Consider the following 18,194-nt stretch of genomic DNA (forward strand, 5'->3'; position numbering starts at 1 on the left):
AAAGGTAACGCAATTTCTATTTTTTTTGTTTATCTTTATTCTTACAAAAAGCAACAAATACCATCTTCGCCCCATGAATACCATAAAAATAAAAGTTTGCTCTGGCTGTGAATCTTCTTTTAATTGTGGAGATATTTCAGCAGAAAACAAATGTTGGTGCAATGATTTCCCTCCTATCTTTAATCTTTCTGAAGGAGGAGATTGCCTTTGTCCGGATTGCTTTAAAGAAGCTTGCGAAGACAAAATTGATGCTTATGTAGAAACTCTTACACCTCAAAAAGCACTTAAAAACAAAGCGCTATTTTTACCAAAACAAGAAAAACTTATTGAAGGAATTGACTATTATATCGAAAATGGGAACTATGTTTTTAAAGCCTGGTTTCATCTAAAAAGAGGAACTTGCTGTGAAAATGACTGTCGTCATTGCCCGTATTGAATTCTTAATTATAAATTATTAATTATGAAAAATAATGTCGTAAAAGACAAAAGCTTTGATTTTGCTATACGAATAGTTAAACTATATCAAAACTTGTGTGTTGAAAAGAAAGAATTTATACTTTCATAACAATTGCTGCGATCCGGAACAGGTATTGGAGCAATGATAAGAGAAGCAGAACATGCTGAAAGTAAAAATGATTTTATTCATAAATTTGCCATTGCACAAAAAGAGGCAAATGAATCAGTTTATTGGCTGGAATTATTAAAAGCAACTGATTATTTAAATGAAAAAGAATTTGCAAACATTCATAATGACGCAATTACAATATTAAAATTAATAACCAGCATCATCAAAACTACCAAAAGTCAAATCAGTTCTAAACAGACACTTCTTAAAATTAACAACTAACAATTTATAATTAACAATCAATAATAATGATTTACCTAATAACCGGAGGCGAACGATCAGGAAAAAGCAGTTATGCTCAAAAGTTAGCTTTAGAGCTTTCAGATGCACCAATTTATGTGGCGACGGCGAGAAAGTGGGATGCTGATTTCCAGACCAGAATCGACCGCCATCAACAAGAACGTGATGAACGGTGGACGAATATTGAGAATGAAAAATATTTGAGCGAAATTAATTTTACTGCAAAAGTGGCTTTGATTGATTGTGTGACGCTTTGGTTAACGAATTTTTTTACGGATCATAAATATGATGTGAATTTAAGTTTGGAAGAAGCTAAAAAGGAATTTCTTTTAATCGCCAATCAGGAAAATATTACATTGATTATTGTAACGAACGAAATTGGAATGGGCGTTCATGCTGAAACTCACATTGGCAGAAAATTTACAGAATTACAAGGCTGGATGAATCAGTTTTTAGCATCAAATGCCAATGAAGTTGTTTTAATGGTTTCTGGAATTCCGGTAAAGATTAAAGGTTAACAATTGCAAAAATCAATATCAATTGCAAAAAATCAACAATTAAAAGCAATACCCCACATAACTTAAAATATTATTATTATTATTTTTAAATTTCGTTTTCGATGTAATTGAAATTGATTTTTGAAATTGACATTGAAATTATGAGCTATTTAGATGATATCTTAAAATCACGCCGCGATACAAGACATTTTACTACCGATGAAGTCCCTGATGAAGTAATCGAAAAAGCTTTGCAAGCCGGGCATTGGGCTCCATCTGTGGGATTGACAGATGCTACACGATACTATATCATTAAATCTACTGAGGTTAAAAATGCTGTAAAGAATCTTTTTTTAGATTATAATAAAAAAGCGGAGGAATTAACGGATAATACGGAACAAAAGGAGCATTATAAATCGCTGAAACTGGAAGCAATTGAAGAAGCGCCAATTGGATTAATTATCGCGTATGATCGATCTGTGCTGAATCAGTTTACGATTGGAACTGTGGGAAGCAACGAAGCGGTAAAATTCAGCTCGGTTTGTGCGGCGCAAAATATCTGGCTTTCACTTACTGAACAAGGTTTTGGAATGGGTTGGGTTTCGATTTTGAACTATTATGAGTTCAAAAAGATTCTTGATTTACCCGAAAATATTGAACCTTTAGGCTATTTCTGTATTGGAAAACCTGCAACGAATTATGACAATCAACCGATGTTGCAACAATTGCATTGGAAACAAAAATCTGAAGCTCCCATTTGTAAAGAAATTAATAATATTGTAGAAAGTTCTGTTTCAGATTTACCATTAAAAACCAAAACTCAAGTTGAAATTAAAAATGATTTCGCTACTCTTCTACAGCAAAAAATAGATTCTAAGACAAAACCAATTGGTTCTTTAGGAACTTTAGAGACGCTGGCTTTTCAAATGGCAATGGTTTTTGAAACTCTTAATCCGAAAATAATTAACCCTAATATTGTTGTTTTTGCTGCTGATCACGGAATCGCAAATCATGGCGTTAGTGCTTATCCGCAAGATGTTACGCGACAAATGGTAGCTAATTTTCTCGAAGGCGGTGCTGCGATAAATGTTTTCTGCAATCAAAACAATATTAATTTATCTATTGTAGATGCCGGCGTAAATTATGATTTTCCAACAAATGCGAACCTGATAAATGCAAAAATTGCAAAAGGAACTCAGTCATTTTTACATATTCCGGCGATGAGTGAAACCGAATTGCAGTTGTGTTTTGAAAAAGGAAAATCAATTGTTGATAATATTGCCAAAACGGGTTGTAATTGTATTGGTTTTGGTGAAATGGGAATTGGAAATACTTCAACAGCTTCGGTTTTAATGAGCATTTTAACTGGTTTACCTATCGAAGAATGTGTTGGAAAAGGAACTGGTGTTGAAAATGATAAACTTCTTGAAAAACAAAATATCCTTAAAAAGGCAATTGAAAATTATTCCGGTCCAGCCGAATTAAAACAGCAAATCGCCTATTTTGGTGGTTTTGAAATCATGCAAATCGCAAGCGGAATGTTAGCTGCTTTCGATAATAAAATATTGATTTTAGTCGATGGTTTTATTTGCAACGTTGCTTTTTTAATTGCTTCAAAAATAAATCCCGACATTTTAAAAAATGCAGTTTTCTGTCATTGTTCGGCTGAAAAAGCACATGAAAAATTACTGGATTATTTAAATGCAAAACCTATTCTGCATCTGGATTTACGTTTGGGCGAAGGAACGGGTTGCGCGATTGCATTACCTATTTTAAAATCGGCAGAAGCTTTTTTGAATGAAATGGCTAGTTTTGAAAGTGCGGGGGTTAGTGGGAAGTAGTGAAGTCACAGTATTCAGTTTCAGTATTCAGTATTCAGTTGATCAAAATTATTAAATATGCCATTAATTAAAGTTTACATTCATTTTGTTTGGAGTACAAAAAACAGATTTCCATTTTTAGATTCTATTGAATTACGAGAAAAAGTTTGGAAGCATATTCAGGAAAATGCGAAAGAAAAAGGAATCTTTGTTGATTTTATTGGCGGTTATTCAGATCATTGTCATTGCATTATTTGATTAGGAGTTGATCAAAATATTCAAAAAATAATGCAATTGCTTAAAGGAGAATCTTCTTTCTGGATTAATAAAAATAAATTAACGAAACAAAAATTTGAATGGCAAGAGGAATATTTTGCGGTTTCAGTATCAGAATCTATTATAGATAAGGCTAGAGATTATATTAAAAACCAAGAAATTCATCATAAGAAAAAAACTTTTCAGGAAGAATATGATGAAATTATCAGCAAATTTGGGTTTGGTAAATAGAGTTTGGCTAAAGCCATTCTAATTGCGGATTTTTATAACCCAAGATAAATTTGGGGCCTAAAAAAAAAACAATCAATTAAAATTGAATTTGCACACAAACTAAATTGAATTGCCTCCAGATTTATCTGGAGGTTACAGAATTGAACACCACAAAGGCTTTAGCCAAATAAATCAATATTTCGTAATCAAAAAACAATTGAATCATTAACTAAATTTGGCTAAAGCCATTCTAAATGCGAATTTTATACCCCCCAGATAAATCTGGGGGGTATTCAAAAAAACTAATCAATATAAAATTGAATTTGTACGCAAACTAAAATTGAATTGCCTCCAGATTTATCTGGAGGTTAAAGAATTGAACACCACAAGGGCTTTAGCCAAATAAATTATATAAATATCCATGAAAAAAGAATTACACATCTTCTTTACCTCTTTAATGTTCTACACCAGAATTCCGTGCCCGAAAAACATAAATCATCATCCTGATTATTTGAATAAGGCAACTCGTTATTTTCCTTTGATTGGCTGGATTGTGGGTAGTATTTATTTTCTGGGATTCTATCTTTCTTCACTTTTTCTTTCTGTAGAAACTGCAGTAATTATTGCTCTTATTGTTTCTGTACTTACAACCGGAGCTTTTCACGAGGATGGTTTTGCTGATGTTTGTGATGGTTTTGGCGGAGGATGGACTAAAGAAAAAATTCTGCTTATTATGAAAGACAGTGCCATTGGCGCTTACGGAGCGATTGGTTTGGTTTTACTTTTTTTACTGAAATTCAAATTACTTTCTGAATCTGTTTTACTTTTTAAAGGAAACGATCCTGTTGCGCTTTTTCAAATTTATCTATTGTTTATATCTGCGCATGCTTTGAGTCGGCTTGCTGCGATTTCAATTATTTTTACGCATGAATATTCTCGTGAAGATGCTTCGAGCAAAAGTAAACCTATCGCTAAAAATCATACTTGGAAAGAAATTGCAGGTTCGTTTTTCTTTGGGTTAATTCCGTTATTGGTTTTCTCTTATTTTCAATATAAATTCCTTTTTGCTTTAATTCCTGTTTTTATTATGCGCTATTTTTTAGCTCGTTATTTTCAAAAATGGATTGATGGCTATACGGGAGATTGCCTTGGAGCCACGCAACAGGTTTGTGAAGTAGTTTATTATTTAAGCATTCTTTTTATATGGAAATTTATCTAGTTCGTCATACCCAAACCATCTGCGAAAAAGGAGTTTGCTACGGGCAATCAGATATTGGGTTAGCCGAGCCTTTTGAAGCAGTTTTCAAAAATATCGTTTCTCAATTACCACAGGAAGCCATTATTTTTTCAAGTCCATTACAACGCTGTGTAATTTTAGCCGAATACATTCAGAATAATATTAAAACTATTTCGTTTAAGAAAGAGAATCGTTTAATGGAAATGAATTTTGGTGATTGGGAAATGAAAAACTGGAATGATATTTCGCCCGAACAACTTAATCCATGGATGGAAGATTTTGTGAATATTGCTGCTTCAAACGGCGAATCATTTATTGAATTACATGAAAGAGTGGGCAGTTTTTTAGCTGAAATTCCAAAGGAAATAAATACGCCAATTATAATTGTAGCTCATGCCGGAATTATTCGAAGTATTTTATGTCATCAGAGTTTTTTACCATTAAAGGACGCTTTTAACAATAAAGTAGATTTTGGAGACGTAATAAAAATAGCACTATAAATACCATTTTGCTTAGAATTTGGTTTAAAAAGTCAAACAAATTTGAAAAATCGATAATTTTAACTTTATCTTTGCACGAAATTAAGGTTGTGTTCATTTCAAAAACACATTAAAAGGGAATCAAGTTTTAATCTTGAGCTGTTCCCGCAACTGTAAGCTTAGTTCTGAAAAGAATGTTTGTTGTTAACTACAAAACCACTGCTCGCCCCCGCGAATGGGAAGGTAAACAACAAAACGCAAGCCAGGAGACCTGCCTTTATAAACAAATATCGAACTCTCGGGAAAAAGAGTGTAGAAATTATGACTTTAAAAAAACTTTTCGCTTTTTGCCTATTATTGTTGTGCCAAATTATTTGCGCGCAAAGCGATTCTATTAATAAACTGAAAGAGGTTGTCGTTTCTGATGTCAATCTTAAGAAATATTCTAGTTCGCAATCGGTTCAGGTATTAAATGATTCTGTCATTACTAAAAATGAAGCTTTACTTACTGATTTATTAAATTTTAATTCTACTATTTATTTTAAGGAATATGGTCGCGGAATGCTTTCGACAGTTTCTTTTAGGGGAACTACTGTATCGCAAACGGCTGTAATCTGGAACGGAATTAATATCAACTCTCAGATGAACGGAAGTACTGATTTTAATACTATTTCATCTTCAGATTATAATTCGATAAGTGTAAAAGCTGGTGGCGGAAGTGTTATTTATGGTAGCGGAGCCGTTGGAGGAACTGTTCATTTAAATAATGAATTAGGATTTTATAAGCGATTCGAAAATAATTTAAAATTAGACTACGGAAGTTTTAATACTATTGGAATCAACTTCAAAACTAATATTTCTAACGAAAAATGGAGTGCTCAAATTGGCTTTTCTAAAAACAGTTCTACAAACGATTATAAATATTTAAATCTATACACCTGGAAAGGTGAACAGCGATGGAACCAAAACGGTCAATATGATATTATTACAGTGAATGCCAATGTAGGATATAAATTCGACTCAAAAAATAGTTTGAAGTTATATACTCAAACTTCAAATACAGATCGAAACACTTCATTAATATCAGAAACTGAAACTAAAACCAGATATGTAAATGGTTTTAACCGAAACTTATTAGAATATGATGGCGATTTCGAAAAATTTACTACCAATTTAAAAGGTGCATATATATTCGAAAATTACCAATATTACGGGAATATTTCTTCAAATAATTTTACTTACGGAAAAACAGAAAGCCTTATCACAAAAGCTGATTTGGGCTATCAAATTTCTAAATCAACACAAGTAAATGCCATTTTTGATTATAACAAAACCAAAGGCTACGGAAGTGGTGTTGGCGATCATGTCAGGGAAATAAGCTCAGCTGCTTTATTGGTAAAACAAGAACTTTCGGACGACTGGAAAAATGAATTTGGTATCCGAAAAGAATTTACAGATAATTATGAATCTCCTGTTTTATTTTCTCTGGGATCTTCTTATCAGTTTAATAAATTATATGATTTAAAACTGAACTTATCCCGAAATTTTAGAATTCCAACTTTTAATGATTTGTATTGGGAAACGGGAGGGAATCCGGATTTAAAACCTGAAAGTTCTTATCAGGCAGAAATTGGAAATGTCTTCACATTCAAAAATATCTCTTTGACACAAACCTTTTATTACATGAAAATAAAAGATTTATTACAATGGATTCCGGGAAGTAACGGGATTTGGTCTCCGCAAAATACGGATAAGGTAAACAGCTATGGCGCTGAAACATTGTTAAACTGGAAAAAACAGTATGGCAAAAATTACTTTACAGTAAATGCAACTTATGCTTATACGGCTTCCAAAAATGAAGAAACTAAAAAACAGCTTTTTTATGTTCCTTTAAATAAAGTTACAGGATCTGTTTCTTATTCCAGAAACAGAATTTCTGCTTATTATCAATTTTTGTTTAATGGTTTTGTTTATACAAGAGCAGACAATGATCCAACAGAAATTATTAATGATTATAACGTTTCAAATATCGGGATTGATTATGATTTTAAATTTCTGCACACTTTCAAACTTGGTTTTCAAGTACTCAATGTTCTTAATAAAGAGTATGAAAGTCTGGAATACAGACCTATGCCCGGTCGTAATTTTAATATGTATTTAACCTTAAAATTTTAATATATGAAGTTTAGCAAATTATTTTTAATAGCACTTAGCGTTTCGCTATTCGTTTCGTGTTCAAATGATGAAGAAGATAATACTCCAAAAGGAGTTTATGATAATGGTTTTTTTATTTTGAATGAGGGAACTACACAAGGTACTGTTTCATTTTCAAGTAATGACTTAACTTCTTTTACAAAAGACGTTTATTCAACTGTAAATGGAAGTGATATACTTGGGAGATATGCACAAAACATCTTTTTTAACGGAGACAATGCTTATATTATTTCTGGCGGAGCTAACAATATTACAGTAGTTAACAGATATACTTTTAAATTAATTACTAAAATCGAAACGGGTTTACTAAATCCAAGATACGGTGTTGTAAAAGATGGTAAAGCATATGTTACGAACGCAAACACATATTCATACGAAAATGCTGCAACAGGCGATACAGATGATTATGTAGCTGTAATTAACCTGACAACTAATATCGTTGAATCAAAAATTGACTTAAATGCTACTGCTAACAGAGTGGTTTTGAAAGATGGAAAACTTTACATCACTGATGCTTATAATGATAAATTATTAGTAGTTGATATCGCTACAAAAAAACTGGATGCTCCTGTGCAAATTGGTTTTAACGGTGATTGTATTGAAGAAGAAAATGGAGTTCTATACATTTTAAAAGGAGGTTTTGGAAATAGCAGTGAACTTGTAAAAGTAAAAATATCAGACAAAACAACTACTAAAATTACTTTTCCGGAAAGCTTAAGTGGTGCAGGATTTATGGATATTGAAGACAATAAAATTTATTACACAGTAGGAAGTTCTGTTTACACGATGAACACAAATGCTACTGCTGCATCAACAACGGCAATTTTAACATCTCCTGCGACTTATGTTTATGGATTTGCAGTAAACGATGGGCGTATTTATGTTTCACAAGGAAACTTTACAACAGATGGCAAGGCTTACATTTACGATTTAACCGGAGCATTGCAAAAAGAATTAACTACGGGTGTAGGAACAAACGGTTTCTACTTTAATGACTAATTTCTAGTTTAGAATAAATTGTGTTTTTGGAACAATGCAATACTAAAAAAGGCTTTCTATTACTAGAAAGCCTTTTTTATTGGGTTTATATTTTTATTATAATGATCGTAAAAGTCCTTCGGGAGCTTTTTCAATATACATTTGATTCTTGAAACCGTTCATCGCTTTAACATCTGTAAAGTTTTTTAAAACTACACCTTTATCCGTTTGTCCTTTTTTAGTAGTTACTCCTGTAATTTGAGAAATCGCAACATTAAGCAATGGCTCAGATGTATCTCCTAAAACACCCAGATTACTAACACGCTCTAATTGCTCATATGTTGGTTTTAAACCATCTGTATATTCGCCAAAATCAGCTGCATTTACTATTTTTAATACTAAAGGCTGCATTGCATATTTATGATTTGGATTTACGTTTGCTTTTCCTAAACTAGGAGAATCATATATCGTAATTGAACCTACATTTTTACCAACAGTAGTTTCCCCTATTTGAATTACTGAAATATAAGGAACTAAACCGTTTATTACTAATTCACTTGCAGAAGCTGTTCCGCTTGTTGTTAAAATATAAATTTTACTTAAATTAAGACTATTAATTGCTACACCATCCATATTATTAACAAATCTATTGTTAAGCGACTCGGCATCCTTGTCTGCGAAATAGGCATTAATTTTTGCATTCCACTTTTGTTTAGCAAAAATCTTATCTGTAAACTGACCCGTAATCATACTTGCCAAACGCGTCGCTGTCTGGATAGATCCACCTCCGTTATATCTTAAATCAAGAACAAGATCTGTAATTCCTTGTGCTTTTAATTCGGCGAAAGCCGCATTTAGCTGCGCATCATAATAAGCATAAAAACCATTATACATTAAATAACCTATTTTATGACTTCCTGAAGTAATTACTTTATTGATAAAAACAGGATTTTCATCTAAAGTTGTTTTCACTAAAGAAACTGTTTTTCCGTTAGATTCAAAAGTAGTTCCATTATAGGCCACCATATTAAATGTGTAACTATCAGCCGCTAAAAGAGACTGATAATTGGAAACCGTAAGTTGCGTTCCGTTTACTGCTGTAAAAAGATCACCACGTTTGATATCTTTTTTTGATGCATCAGAGTTTGGAATAATATAACGAACGTAACCTACTAAATCAGTAGTACTGTTAGGCTTATAACTTAGTCTGAAATCTACACCATCATTTTTTGAAGTTCCCTGCAGTTCCTGTTCTAAAACAGTATAATCATCAACAATCCAGCTAAAACGATCAATTGCCTGACCTTTAGGGAATTTACTAATAGGTTTATTCAATAAATCCTGAAATAAATCTTCCGGCTTAGAATATCCTTTTAAAAAGGAATTAAGCCCTTCTTCACGATCATCAGCTAAATTTGGCACATCGGCTTGCCATAAATAATAGTCATTTAATCCTTCCCAAATAAAATTATTTACCTGCAAATCACCAGAAACAGCAACATCATCCTGATCCTCACAAGATTGTAAAGAAAAGGCAAGTATAAACAATAGCAGTACGCTCTTTAAAATTGTTCTCATATAGTATGTATCTATGTAGTACTAACGTAAAAATAGTATCTTTAGTTTTAACATTGATAATTTTAAAGTATTTTTTATTATAAAATTTTCATATCTGTTGTAACAAAAATAATAGTGCCTCGTCTTGACTATATAAGCTTCCTTATAATGGTTTATTAATAAAAAAAATGACTGTGAATTTATCGTCTAGACGATCTAAAAAAGAAGCTTATAACAACCAACCAAAAATAAACCATAGATGAACCAAAGTGCTTTTATAGAATTAATAAATCCTTTTAAAGACAAAGTTTTTCGTCTGGCAAAAAGATTATTAACCAGTACTGAAGAAGCCGAAGATGCAACTCAGGAAGTAATGGTAAAATTATGGAACAAGAAAGAGAGTTTAGATTCTTATGGCAGCGTCGAGGCATTAGCAATGACAATGACAAAGAATTATTGTCTGGATCAATTAAAATCGAAAAGGGCAGGAAATCTTCAAATCGTTCATAATAATTACACAGATCGTGAACCACAATTAGATAAAAAACTGGAGGATTCGAATAGTTTAGAATGGGTTCAAAAAATAATAAGCCAGTTGCCTGAACAACTACAAATATTAATACAGTTACGCGATGTTGAACAATATGAGTTTGATGAGATCGCAAAAATTGTAAACATGAATGAAACGGCTATTCGGGTAGCACTTTCACGAGCGAGAAAAAAAATTAGAGAATCAATGCTTAATACACACCGTTATGGAATTCAATAAAATAGAAGATATATTAGAAAAATATTTTGAGGGAGAAACCAGTATTGCCGAAGAAAATGAATTAAAAGAATATTTTTCTTCATCAAATGTTGCGCAGCATTTAGAACAATACAAACCTATGTTTGGTTATTTCTCTCAGGTAAAAGAACAGAAATCGACGCAGGAAATCCCACTCAAAACTAAGAAACGAAATGTGGCGTGGTTATCAATTGCGGCTTCGGCTGTTGTTTTACTCGGAGTAGGAACTTATTTTTATGTTAGCGAAAAAAATGCAACTCAGGTTGTAGCGCAATCAGAACTAGGAACTTATGACGATCCGGAAGAAGCTCTTGCCGCAACGCAAAAAGCTTTAGCCTTATTATCAAACAAAGTTAATGTAGGTATTGAAAGTGTACAATACATTAACGAATATGAACAATCAAAAAACAAAATTTTTAAACAGTAATTTAAATCAATCAAAAATGAAAAATTTCATCATAACACTAGTTTTCGCATTCGTTAGTCACGCATTTTATGCACAAGGTGCATTTGACAAATTTGATGGTCAGGACGATGTAACCTCAGTAATTGTCAACAAAAAAATGTTTGACTTAATGAGTAAGGTAAAAGTTGATGCTTCTGATAAGGAAACTCAACAATATATTAAGCTGATTAAAAAATTAGATTACCTAAAAGTGTTTACCACTAAAAATCCTAAAGTTGAAGCTGAGATGAAAGCATCTGCTGAAAAATATGTAAAAACAGCCGGTTTAGAGGAGTTAATGCGAATTAATGACGGTGGCAGAAACGTAAAAATATCTGTAAAATCAGGAGCAACAGATTCTCAGGTTAGAGAATTATTAATGTATGTTGATGGTGCTAAAAACGAAGAAACTGTTTTATTATCACTAACAGGTAATTTTGATATCAACGAAATTTCAGTACTTACAGATAAGATGCAACTTCCTGGTGGCGCTGACTTAAAAAAAGCCTCTAAAGGTAAAAAATAATATGAAAATCAACATTTTTACCTCAGCCCTTTTAGTATTACTAACTTTAATAAGTTGTAATTCTAACCCATCATTACAGCGCTATTTTGTAGAAAATACAGATAACAAAGATTTTATCGCGCTTGATGTTTCGCCTGATATTTTAAACTTGGAAAAAACAAAATTATCTGCCGAACAAAATGAAGCTTTGAAATCATTCGATAAAATGAACATTTTAGCTTTTAAAGCAAATGCAACAAACCAAACTCAATTTGAAACAGAAAGAGCAAAAGTTAAAGCGATTTTAAAAGATCCGAAATACCAGGAATTAATGAAGTTTGGTTCAGGTAAAGATGGCGCATCAATAAGTTATGTAGGGACTGACGATAACATTGAGGAATTCGTAGTTTTTGCGAACAGAAAAGAAAATGGTTTTGCAGTTGTTCGTGTTTTAGGAAAAAATATGAACCCAAACAATATCATGACCTTAATGTCCGTTTTGAAAGAATCAAAAATCAACATGGAACAATTGAAACCTTTGCAGGAACTTATAAAAAAATAATATTTCTATCTTACTTTAAAACGAAGAAAGCTCCTATTTTGGAGCTTTTTTTATGTAAATTCTATTTAAAAATAAAAAATAAGATATTTCGGTTATATTTGAAAATAAAAAAAATGCTTCAAAAAATATTAATCCTTTCTTTTATATTTTTTTCTTTTTCTTCAAAAGGTCAAAACTTAACTAAAATTGCAGACAGTATAAGGATAAAAAATAATATTCCTGAAATGGCTTTTGCGGTAATTTCAGCTACAAACATAATCGAAAAACAAGTTATTGGTTGTCATAAAATTAGTTCTGATATAAATGCTGACAATGCTAAAATTACTGATTATTTTCATTTAGGATCAAACACAAAAGCAATCACAGGTTTTATTGCAGCCACTTTGGTAGAGCAAAAAAAACTTAACTGGAATACTAAATTTTTCGATCTATTTCCTGAATGGAAAAAAACAAGTAACAATGAATTTTATGCAATTACTCTCGAAGATTTATTATCACACAGAGCACATATACCATCTTATAATAGCGGCGAAGAATATCAAAAACTTCCTGAATTCAAAGGATCATCATCTGAAAAAAGAAAGCAGTTTTGTGAATATATTTTAAAAAATGAACCTACAAAAACTAATTCTGAAATTTACACTTACTCAAACGCCGGCTATAGCATCGCAGCTTTAATGATGGAAAAAGTAACAGGAAAAAGCTGGGAAGTTTTAATAGATGATATATTGTCAAAAAAATTGAAATTGAAATACAAACTGGGTTGGCCTAATAGATACGAATTAAATCAACCTTGGGGACATTGGATTGAAAATCGCACTTTAGTTCCTGTTCCTCCAACAGATACCTATCATCTATATCTCGCTGAACCTGCCGGAGATATTAGTATGCCAATCACCGACTATGCAAAATTTATACAACTTAATTTAAGAGGATTATCAGGATCTAAAGCTTTTATTAAATCTGAAACTTATGACTTTTTGCACTATGGAAAAGAGGAATATTCAATTGGTTGGGCTAACACAAATTCTGAAAAGGAAAAAACTTCTCAGCATTCAGGATCAGACGGAACTTTTTTTAGTTTTACTCAAATTGATTACAATAAGAAATTAGCTTATATCATTTTAATAAATTGTGCAACCGAAGAAGCACAAAATGCTTTATTTGATCTTCTTAAAATCATGAAAAGTAAATATTAGCATAAAATTAAATAGCAATTTTTATGCAACAATTTTGGAAGATTAGCCTGAATAATATTGTTGCGTTTTACTTTTATCTGAACCGAATTTAATTATATTTGCGACTCACCAATTAATGATTAAATTAAAACCATGGTACAAAAAACATCGAATGCCTTTATAGCGGCATCTTGGGTAGCTCTTGGAGCAGGAACAGTAGGATTTATAGTTGGACTTGCAAGAGCCGAAATGTTACTAAACGAAAAAGGTTATTATTTTACTGTTTTAATGTTTGGTCTTTTTGCGGTAGTTTCATTGCAAAAAAGTGTTAGAGACAGACTTGAAAAACTTCCTGTAACTGATATTTACTACGGAATTTGCTGGTTCGGAACTCTTTTATCAATTGTTTTATTGGTAGTAGGATTATGGAATGCTACAATTTTACCAAGCGAAAAAGGTTTTTATGCTTTTGCTTTTTTATTAGCATTGTTTGGCGCTATTTCGGTACAAAAAAATACAAGAGATAATATGTCGTTATCTAATGAATAATATTTAAAACATATTAATTAAACCAACTTCCAAAAATTAACCACAAAAAAAGCTCCAAATAATTGGAGCTTTTTTTATATCAGGATTCGAGTTATTATTTACTCAAATACATTTTTCTTCTTGAATACAATTCGTAGAATTGATCGTCTTTTAAGTCATCAATAAACAAGATACTTTCTCCTGTCGATTTCATTTCTGGTCCTAATGCTTTATTTACATTATGGAATTTACTGAAAGAGAAAACCGGCTGTTTGATCGCGTATCCTTTTAATTGCGGATTAAAGTCAAAATCAGTTACTTTATTGTGTCCTAACATTACTTTCGTAGCATAGTTTACATAAGGTTCTCCGTAAGCTTTTGCAATAAACGGTACTGTTCTGGAAGCTCTTGGATTTGCTTCGATAATATAAACCGTATCATCTTTTATCGCAAACTGAATGTTGATTAAACCAACTGTTTTAAGCGCTCTTGCAATTTTTACCGTATGATCTTTTATTTGCTGCATCACGAATTCTCCCAAGTTAAAAGGAGGCAATGTCGCATTACTATCTCCAGAGTGAACTCCGCAAGGTTCGATATGCTCCATAATTCCTATGATGTAAACATTACCATCAGCATCACAAATTGCATCTGCTTCAGCTTCGATTGCTCCGGCTAAATAATGATCTAAAAGCAATTTGTTTCCTGGAATCGTTTTCAATAAGTTGACAACATGCTCTTCCAGTTCTTTTTTGTTAATTACAATTTTCATTCCCTGACCTCCTAATACATAAGAAGGACGAATCAATAACGGGAAGTCTAAAGTATCTGCTAATGCAGAAGCCTCATCAGCTGTTTCAGCAATTCCAAATTGTGGGAAAGGAATGTTTAACTCCGTTAATAACTCAGAGAAACGACCTCTGTCTTCGGCTAAATCAAGTGCATCAAAACTAGTTCCGATGATTTTTACTCCGTATTTAGATAATTTTTCAGCCAGTTTTAAAGCCGTTTGTCCACCTAATTGAACAATAACTCCTTCAGGTTTTTCATGCTGAATAATATCGTAAATATGTTCCCAGAAAACCGGTTCAAAGTATAATTTATCAGCTGTATCAAAATCTGTCGAAACCGTTTCAGGATTACAGTTGATCATGATCGTTTCATAACCACATTCTTTTGCCGCTAAAACTCCGTGAACACATGAATAATCAAACTCAATTCCTTGTCCAATTCTGTTAGGTCCTGAACCCAGAACGATAATTTTCTTTTTATCCGTTACAATGCTTTCGTTATCTACATAACGCTCGCCATTTGCTTTTTCAATTTCAGCTTCAAAAGTAGAATAATAATACGGTGTTTTTGCTTTAAATTCAGCCGCACAAGTATCAACCAGTTTAAAAACACGATTAACATTCTTCTCCATACGCAAAGTATGAACTTCACTTTCTAAGCAATTTAACATGTGAGCAATTTGTCTGTCGGCAAAACCTTTTTGTTTCGCTTCAAGCAAAAGTTCTTTTGGAAGAGTACCTATTTTATAGTTCGAAATTTCTTTCTCTAAAGTATAAAGCTCTTCATATTGTTTTAGGAACCACATATCGATTTTTGTGATTTCATGAATACGGCTCAACGGAATTCCCATTGCAATTGCATCATAAATTACAAAAACACGATCCCAACTTGCAAAAGTCAGTTTCTCTATAATCTCTTCGTAGTTTTTATATCCTTTTCCGTCGGCCCCTAAACCGTTTCTTTTAATTTCAAGAGATTGAGTTGCTTTGTGTAAAGCTTCTTGGAACGAACGTCCAATTCCCATTACCTCACCAACAGATTTCATCTGAAGTCCTAAAGTTCTGTCAGCACCTTCGAATTTATCAAAGTTCCAACGAGGTATTTTTACAATCACATAATCAAGAGTTGGTTCAAAAAGAGCCGAAGTTGATTTTGTAATTTGGTTTTGCAATTCATCAAGATTGTATCCTAGAGCAAGTTTAGAAGCAATTTTAGCAATTGGATATCCGGTTGCTTTTGATGCTAATGCAGATGAACGAGACACACGAGGATTGATCTCGATTGCTACGATATCTTCTTTTTCGTCTGGTGAAACTGCAAATTGTACGTTACAACCTCCCGCAAAATTTCCAATACTACGCATCATTAAGATCGCATAATCACGTAATTTCTGGAATGTTTTATCAGATAAAGTCATCGCTGGTGCAACCGTAATCGAATCTCCGGTATGAATTCCCATTGGATCCATATTTTCGATCGAACAAATGATTACAACATTATCATTTTTATCTCTTAAAAGTTCTAATTCATATTCTTTCCACCCCATCAAAGCTTTGTCAATCAAAACTTCGTGTATTGGCGAAGCTTCAAGTCCGCGAGTTAAAAGCTCATCAAAATCTTCTTTTTTGTAAACAATTGCAGCTCCTGTTCCTCCAAGTGTAAACGAAGGACGAATTACAAGCGGGAAACCAAATTCCTGAGCAATTTCTTTTCCTTCTAAGTACGAAGTAGCCGTTTTTGCAGGTGCAGTTGGTACATTTATTCTTTCTAAAAGCTGTTTAAACTGCTCTCTGTCTTCCGTAATATTAATAGCGTTTACATCAACTCCAATTAATCGTACTCCGAAATCCTGCCAAATTCCTTTTTCTTCAGCTTCCAAACATAAATTCAAAGCTGTTTGTCCGCCCATTGTAGGCAAAACAGCATCAATTTGTGGATGTTCTTTCAGAATTTCAATAATCGATTTTGTAGTTAAAGGTTTCAAATATACATGATCCGCCATTGTTGGGTCGGTCATAATAGTTGCTGGATTTGAGTTTATCAAGATAACTTCAATTCCTTCTTCACGAATAGAACGTGCAGATTGAGAACCTGCATAATCAAATTCGCAAGCTTGACCAATAACAATAGGTCCTGAACCTATTATTAAAACGGATTTTATTGATGTGTCTTTAGGCATTTTATTTGTATTGTGTAGTTATATAAAAGTACTTCAAAAAACATTCATAGATTATTCTAAACTAGAATGTTACAGGTTTTTTTACCGACAAGGTATAAAAAAAGGCGATACTAAAAAAAGTAACGCCTTATTTATGTTTATACAAACATTATTTTTTGTGTCTAGGTTCGCTAGAAACAGTCAATTTATGTCTTCCTTTAGCTCTTCTACGCGCCAGAACTTTTCTTCCATTCGCAGAAGCCATTCTGTCCATAAATCCGTGCTTATTTCTTCTTTTTCTTTTCGATGGTTGAAATGTTCTTTTGCTCATTGCTTTGTATCTTTAAAATGGTGTCTATTATCTGTTTTTCTGTTTTGAATATCGTTATTCCAAAACCGAGTGCAAATATACAAAGACTTTTTTTTCTCGCAAGCACTTTAATAAAAATATTTTTAATTCATTTTACTATATTTGCAATCACAAATATACATCTATTATGTTTCACAAAAATATTAAGCTTATTTTAGCCGGACTTCTTGTAGTTGCTGGCATTTATCAATTTACAGAGAGTAATATCGGGAACGGAATATTCCTTATTTTATTGACTGCAATTCCAATATTTCTTTACTTTAAAAACGAATTTATCCTTTTAGCCTTCCTTAAATTAAGAAAACAAGATTTTGAAGGCGCTAAAAAATGGCTGGCATACATCAAAAACCCGGAAGCTGCTTTAGTGCGAAAACAACAAGGATACTTTAATTACCTTCACGGAATCATGCTTTCTCAAACAAATATCAACCAAGCCGAGAAACATTTCAAAAAAGCTATCGAACTTGGACTATCAATGGATATGGATTTAGCCGTAGCAAAATTAAACCTTGCAGGAGTTGCAATGTCACGCCGAAGAAAACTTGAAGCAACAAACCTTTTAAATGAAGCTAAGAAATTAGACAAACAAGGAATGCTGAAAGAGCAAATCACAATGATGAAAGATCAAATGAAGAAAATCTAAATTTCTTTAAATTCCAAAATATTTTAAAAATCCCAAATTCCAATCGTGAGTTTGGGATTTTTTATTTTAAATTTCAGAGGTTTGATTTTAGAT

Annotated in this window: 17 protein-coding genes, 2 pseudogenes and 1 riboswitch; of the genes and pseudogenes, 16 read left to right on the plus strand and 3 right to left on the minus strand. The window is 32.4% G+C overall.

What is annotated here, in order from left to right; all coding sequences use genetic code 11:
* Positions 1-73: 73 nt before the first annotated feature.
* From KHA90_RS14585 to KHA90_RS14625, 9 genes and pseudogenes are all read left to right on the plus strand, one after another.
* The gene (locus KHA90_RS14585; RefSeq protein ID WP_213301648.1) at positions 74-436 is read left to right on the plus strand and encodes a DUF5522 domain-containing protein; all 363 of its coding nucleotides are present in this window, start codon (positions 74-76) and stop codon (positions 434-436) included.
* A 24-nt stretch (positions 437-460) separates the two neighbouring features.
* Positions 461-847 (plus strand): annotated as a pseudogene (locus tag KHA90_RS14590) (four helix bundle protein).
* A gap of 26 nt (positions 848-873) precedes the next feature.
* Positions 874-1,383 carry a bifunctional adenosylcobinamide kinase/adenosylcobinamide-phosphate guanylyltransferase gene (gene cobU / locus KHA90_RS14595; protein WP_213301651.1) on the plus strand — a complete coding sequence of 170 codons (510 nt, stop codon included), beginning with the start codon at positions 874-876 and terminating at the stop codon, positions 1,381-1,383.
* Between the two features lie 140 nt (positions 1,384-1,523).
* Positions 1,524-3,203, plus strand: a complete 1,680-nt coding sequence (cobT, locus tag KHA90_RS14600) for a nicotinate-nucleotide--dimethylbenzimidazole phosphoribosyltransferase (RefSeq protein WP_213301654.1) — start codon at positions 1,524-1,526, stop codon at positions 3,201-3,203.
* Positions 3,204-3,260: 57 nt separating this feature from the next.
* Positions 3,261-3,689, plus strand: a pseudogene (tnpA, locus tag KHA90_RS14605) (IS200/IS605 family transposase).
* A 400-nt stretch (positions 3,690-4,089) separates the two neighbouring features.
* On the plus strand, positions 4,090-4,887 hold the full coding sequence (locus tag KHA90_RS14610) for an adenosylcobinamide-GDP ribazoletransferase (protein WP_213301657.1): 798 nt from the start codon (positions 4,090-4,092) through the stop codon (positions 4,885-4,887).
* On the plus strand, positions 4,872-5,405 hold the full coding sequence (gene cobC / locus KHA90_RS14615; protein WP_213301660.1) for an alpha-ribazole phosphatase: 534 nt from the start codon (positions 4,872-4,874) through the stop codon (positions 5,403-5,405). The genes KHA90_RS14610 and cobC overlap by 16 nt, the downstream gene beginning before the upstream one ends.
* 67 nt (positions 5,406-5,472) lie before the next feature.
* Positions 5,473-5,677, plus strand: a riboswitch (cobalamin riboswitch).
* A 28-nt stretch (positions 5,678-5,705) separates the two neighbouring features.
* Positions 5,706-7,559, plus strand: coding sequence for a TonB-dependent receptor plug domain-containing protein (locus KHA90_RS14620; protein ID WP_213301663.1), 1,854 nt, complete (start codon positions 5,706-5,708; stop codon positions 7,557-7,559).
* Positions 7,560-7,562: 3 nt separating this feature from the next.
* Positions 7,563-8,597 (plus strand): YncE family protein, encoded by a 1,035-nt coding sequence (locus KHA90_RS14625; RefSeq protein ID WP_213301666.1) that lies wholly within the window; start codon positions 7,563-7,565, stop codon positions 8,595-8,597.
* 96 nt (positions 8,598-8,693) lie between these two features.
* Here the strand turns inward: KHA90_RS14625 and KHA90_RS14630 are convergent, their stop codons facing one another.
* Positions 8,694-10,154: a S41 family peptidase gene (locus KHA90_RS14630; protein ID WP_213301669.1), complete on the minus strand. Its 1,461-nt coding sequence runs from the start codon at positions 10,152-10,154 to the stop codon at positions 8,694-8,696.
* 238 nt (positions 10,155-10,392) lie between these two features.
* Here KHA90_RS14630 and KHA90_RS14635 point away from each other — a divergent pair, with 238 nt between their 5' ends.
* The 6 genes from KHA90_RS14635 to yiaA all read left to right on the plus strand — a co-directional run bounded on the left by KHA90_RS14635 (position 10,393) and on the right by yiaA (position 14,159).
* Positions 10,393-10,902 carry an RNA polymerase sigma factor gene (locus KHA90_RS14635; RefSeq protein ID WP_213301672.1) on the plus strand — a complete coding sequence of 170 codons (510 nt, stop codon included), beginning with the start codon at positions 10,393-10,395 and terminating at the stop codon, positions 10,900-10,902.
* A complete protein-coding gene (locus KHA90_RS14640) occupies positions 10,889-11,347 on the plus strand; it encodes a hypothetical protein (RefSeq protein ID WP_213301675.1) in 459 nt (152 codons plus the stop codon). Before KHA90_RS14635 ends, KHA90_RS14640 begins: the two co-directional genes overlap by 14 nt.
* Before the next feature lie 16 nt (positions 11,348-11,363).
* The gene (locus tag KHA90_RS14645; protein ID WP_213301678.1) at positions 11,364-11,891 is read left to right on the plus strand and encodes a DUF4252 domain-containing protein; all 528 of its coding nucleotides are present in this window, start codon (positions 11,364-11,366) and stop codon (positions 11,889-11,891) included.
* A 1-nt stretch (position 11,892) separates the two neighbouring features.
* The gene (locus tag KHA90_RS14650) at positions 11,893-12,432 is read left to right on the plus strand and encodes a DUF4252 domain-containing protein (protein WP_213301681.1); all 540 of its coding nucleotides are present in this window, start codon (positions 11,893-11,895) and stop codon (positions 12,430-12,432) included.
* A 113-nt stretch (positions 12,433-12,545) separates the two neighbouring features.
* Positions 12,546-13,631 (plus strand): serine hydrolase domain-containing protein, encoded by a 1,086-nt coding sequence (locus KHA90_RS14655; RefSeq protein ID WP_213301684.1) that lies wholly within the window; start codon positions 12,546-12,548, stop codon positions 13,629-13,631.
* Positions 13,632-13,763: 132 nt separating this feature from the next.
* Positions 13,764-14,159, plus strand: coding sequence for an inner membrane protein YiaA (yiaA, locus tag KHA90_RS14660; protein ID WP_213301687.1), 396 nt, complete (start codon positions 13,764-13,766; stop codon positions 14,157-14,159).
* Between the two features lie 94 nt (positions 14,160-14,253).
* On the opposite strand, the gene carB is transcribed toward yiaA, so the two are convergent.
* Positions 14,254-17,109 carry a carbamoyl-phosphate synthase large subunit gene (gene carB, locus KHA90_RS14665; RefSeq protein WP_213301701.1) on the minus strand — a complete coding sequence of 952 codons (2,856 nt, stop codon included), beginning with the start codon at positions 17,107-17,109 and terminating at the stop codon, positions 14,254-14,256.
* A 148-nt stretch (positions 17,110-17,257) separates the two neighbouring features.
* On the minus strand, positions 17,258-17,419 hold the full coding sequence (rpmH, locus tag KHA90_RS14670) for a 50S ribosomal protein L34 (protein ID WP_008464848.1): 162 nt from the start codon (positions 17,417-17,419) through the stop codon (positions 17,258-17,260).
* A 166-nt stretch (positions 17,420-17,585) separates the two neighbouring features.
* On the opposite strand from rpmH, the gene KHA90_RS14675 reads away from it, so the two are divergent.
* Positions 17,586-18,101: a hypothetical protein gene (locus KHA90_RS14675; protein WP_056246554.1), complete on the plus strand. Its 516-nt coding sequence runs from the start codon at positions 17,586-17,588 to the stop codon at positions 18,099-18,101.
* Positions 18,102-18,194 lie beyond the last annotated feature (93 nt).

Source organism: Flavobacterium psychroterrae, from assembly GCF_018380615.1.
GTDB classification, from domain to species: Bacteria; Bacteroidota; Bacteroidia; order Flavobacteriales; family Flavobacteriaceae; genus Flavobacterium; species Flavobacterium psychroterrae.

Bases quoted from the DNA above. Each gene is read 5' to 3' on its own strand.
- carB (WP_213301701.1), bottom strand. From the start codon at position 17,109: ATGCCTAAAGACACATCAATAAAATCCGTTTTAATAATAGGTTCAGGA.
- KHA90_RS14630 (WP_213301669.1), bottom strand. From the start codon at position 10,154: ATGAGAACAATTTTAAAGAGCGTACTGCTATTGTTTATACTTGCCTTT.
- KHA90_RS14620 (WP_213301663.1), top strand. From the start codon at position 5,706: ATGACTTTAAAAAAACTTTTCGCTTTTTGCCTATTATTGTTGTGCCAA.
- KHA90_RS14675 (WP_056246554.1), top strand. From the start codon at position 17,586: ATGTTTCACAAAAATATTAAGCTTATTTTAGCCGGACTTCTTGTAGTT.
- cobU (WP_213301651.1), top strand. From the start codon at position 874: ATGATTTACCTAATAACCGGAGGCGAACGATCAGGAAAAAGCAGTTAT.
- KHA90_RS14650 (WP_213301681.1), top strand. From the start codon at position 11,893: ATGAAAATCAACATTTTTACCTCAGCCCTTTTAGTATTACTAACTTTA.
- KHA90_RS14610 (WP_213301657.1), top strand. From the start codon at position 4,090: ATGAAAAAAGAATTACACATCTTCTTTACCTCTTTAATGTTCTACACC.
- KHA90_RS14655 (WP_213301684.1), top strand. From the start codon at position 12,546: ATGCTTCAAAAAATATTAATCCTTTCTTTTATATTTTTTTCTTTTTCT.
- KHA90_RS14625 (WP_213301666.1), top strand. From the start codon at position 7,563: ATGAAGTTTAGCAAATTATTTTTAATAGCACTTAGCGTTTCGCTATTC.
- KHA90_RS14635 (WP_213301672.1), top strand. From the start codon at position 10,393: ATGAACCAAAGTGCTTTTATAGAATTAATAAATCCTTTTAAAGACAAA.
- KHA90_RS14585 (WP_213301648.1), top strand. From the start codon at position 74: ATGAATACCATAAAAATAAAAGTTTGCTCTGGCTGTGAATCTTCTTTT.
- yiaA (WP_213301687.1), top strand. From the start codon at position 13,764: ATGGTACAAAAAACATCGAATGCCTTTATAGCGGCATCTTGGGTAGCT.
- cobC (WP_213301660.1), top strand. From the start codon at position 4,872: ATGGAAATTTATCTAGTTCGTCATACCCAAACCATCTGCGAAAAAGGA.
- KHA90_RS14645 (WP_213301678.1), top strand. From the start codon at position 11,364: ATGAAAAATTTCATCATAACACTAGTTTTCGCATTCGTTAGTCACGCA.
- KHA90_RS14640 (WP_213301675.1), top strand. From the start codon at position 10,889: ATGGAATTCAATAAAATAGAAGATATATTAGAAAAATATTTTGAGGGA.
- rpmH (WP_008464848.1), bottom strand. From the start codon at position 17,419: ATGAGCAAAAGAACATTTCAACCATCGAAAAGAAAAAGAAGAAATAAG.
- cobT (WP_213301654.1), top strand. From the start codon at position 1,524: ATGAGCTATTTAGATGATATCTTAAAATCACGCCGCGATACAAGACAT.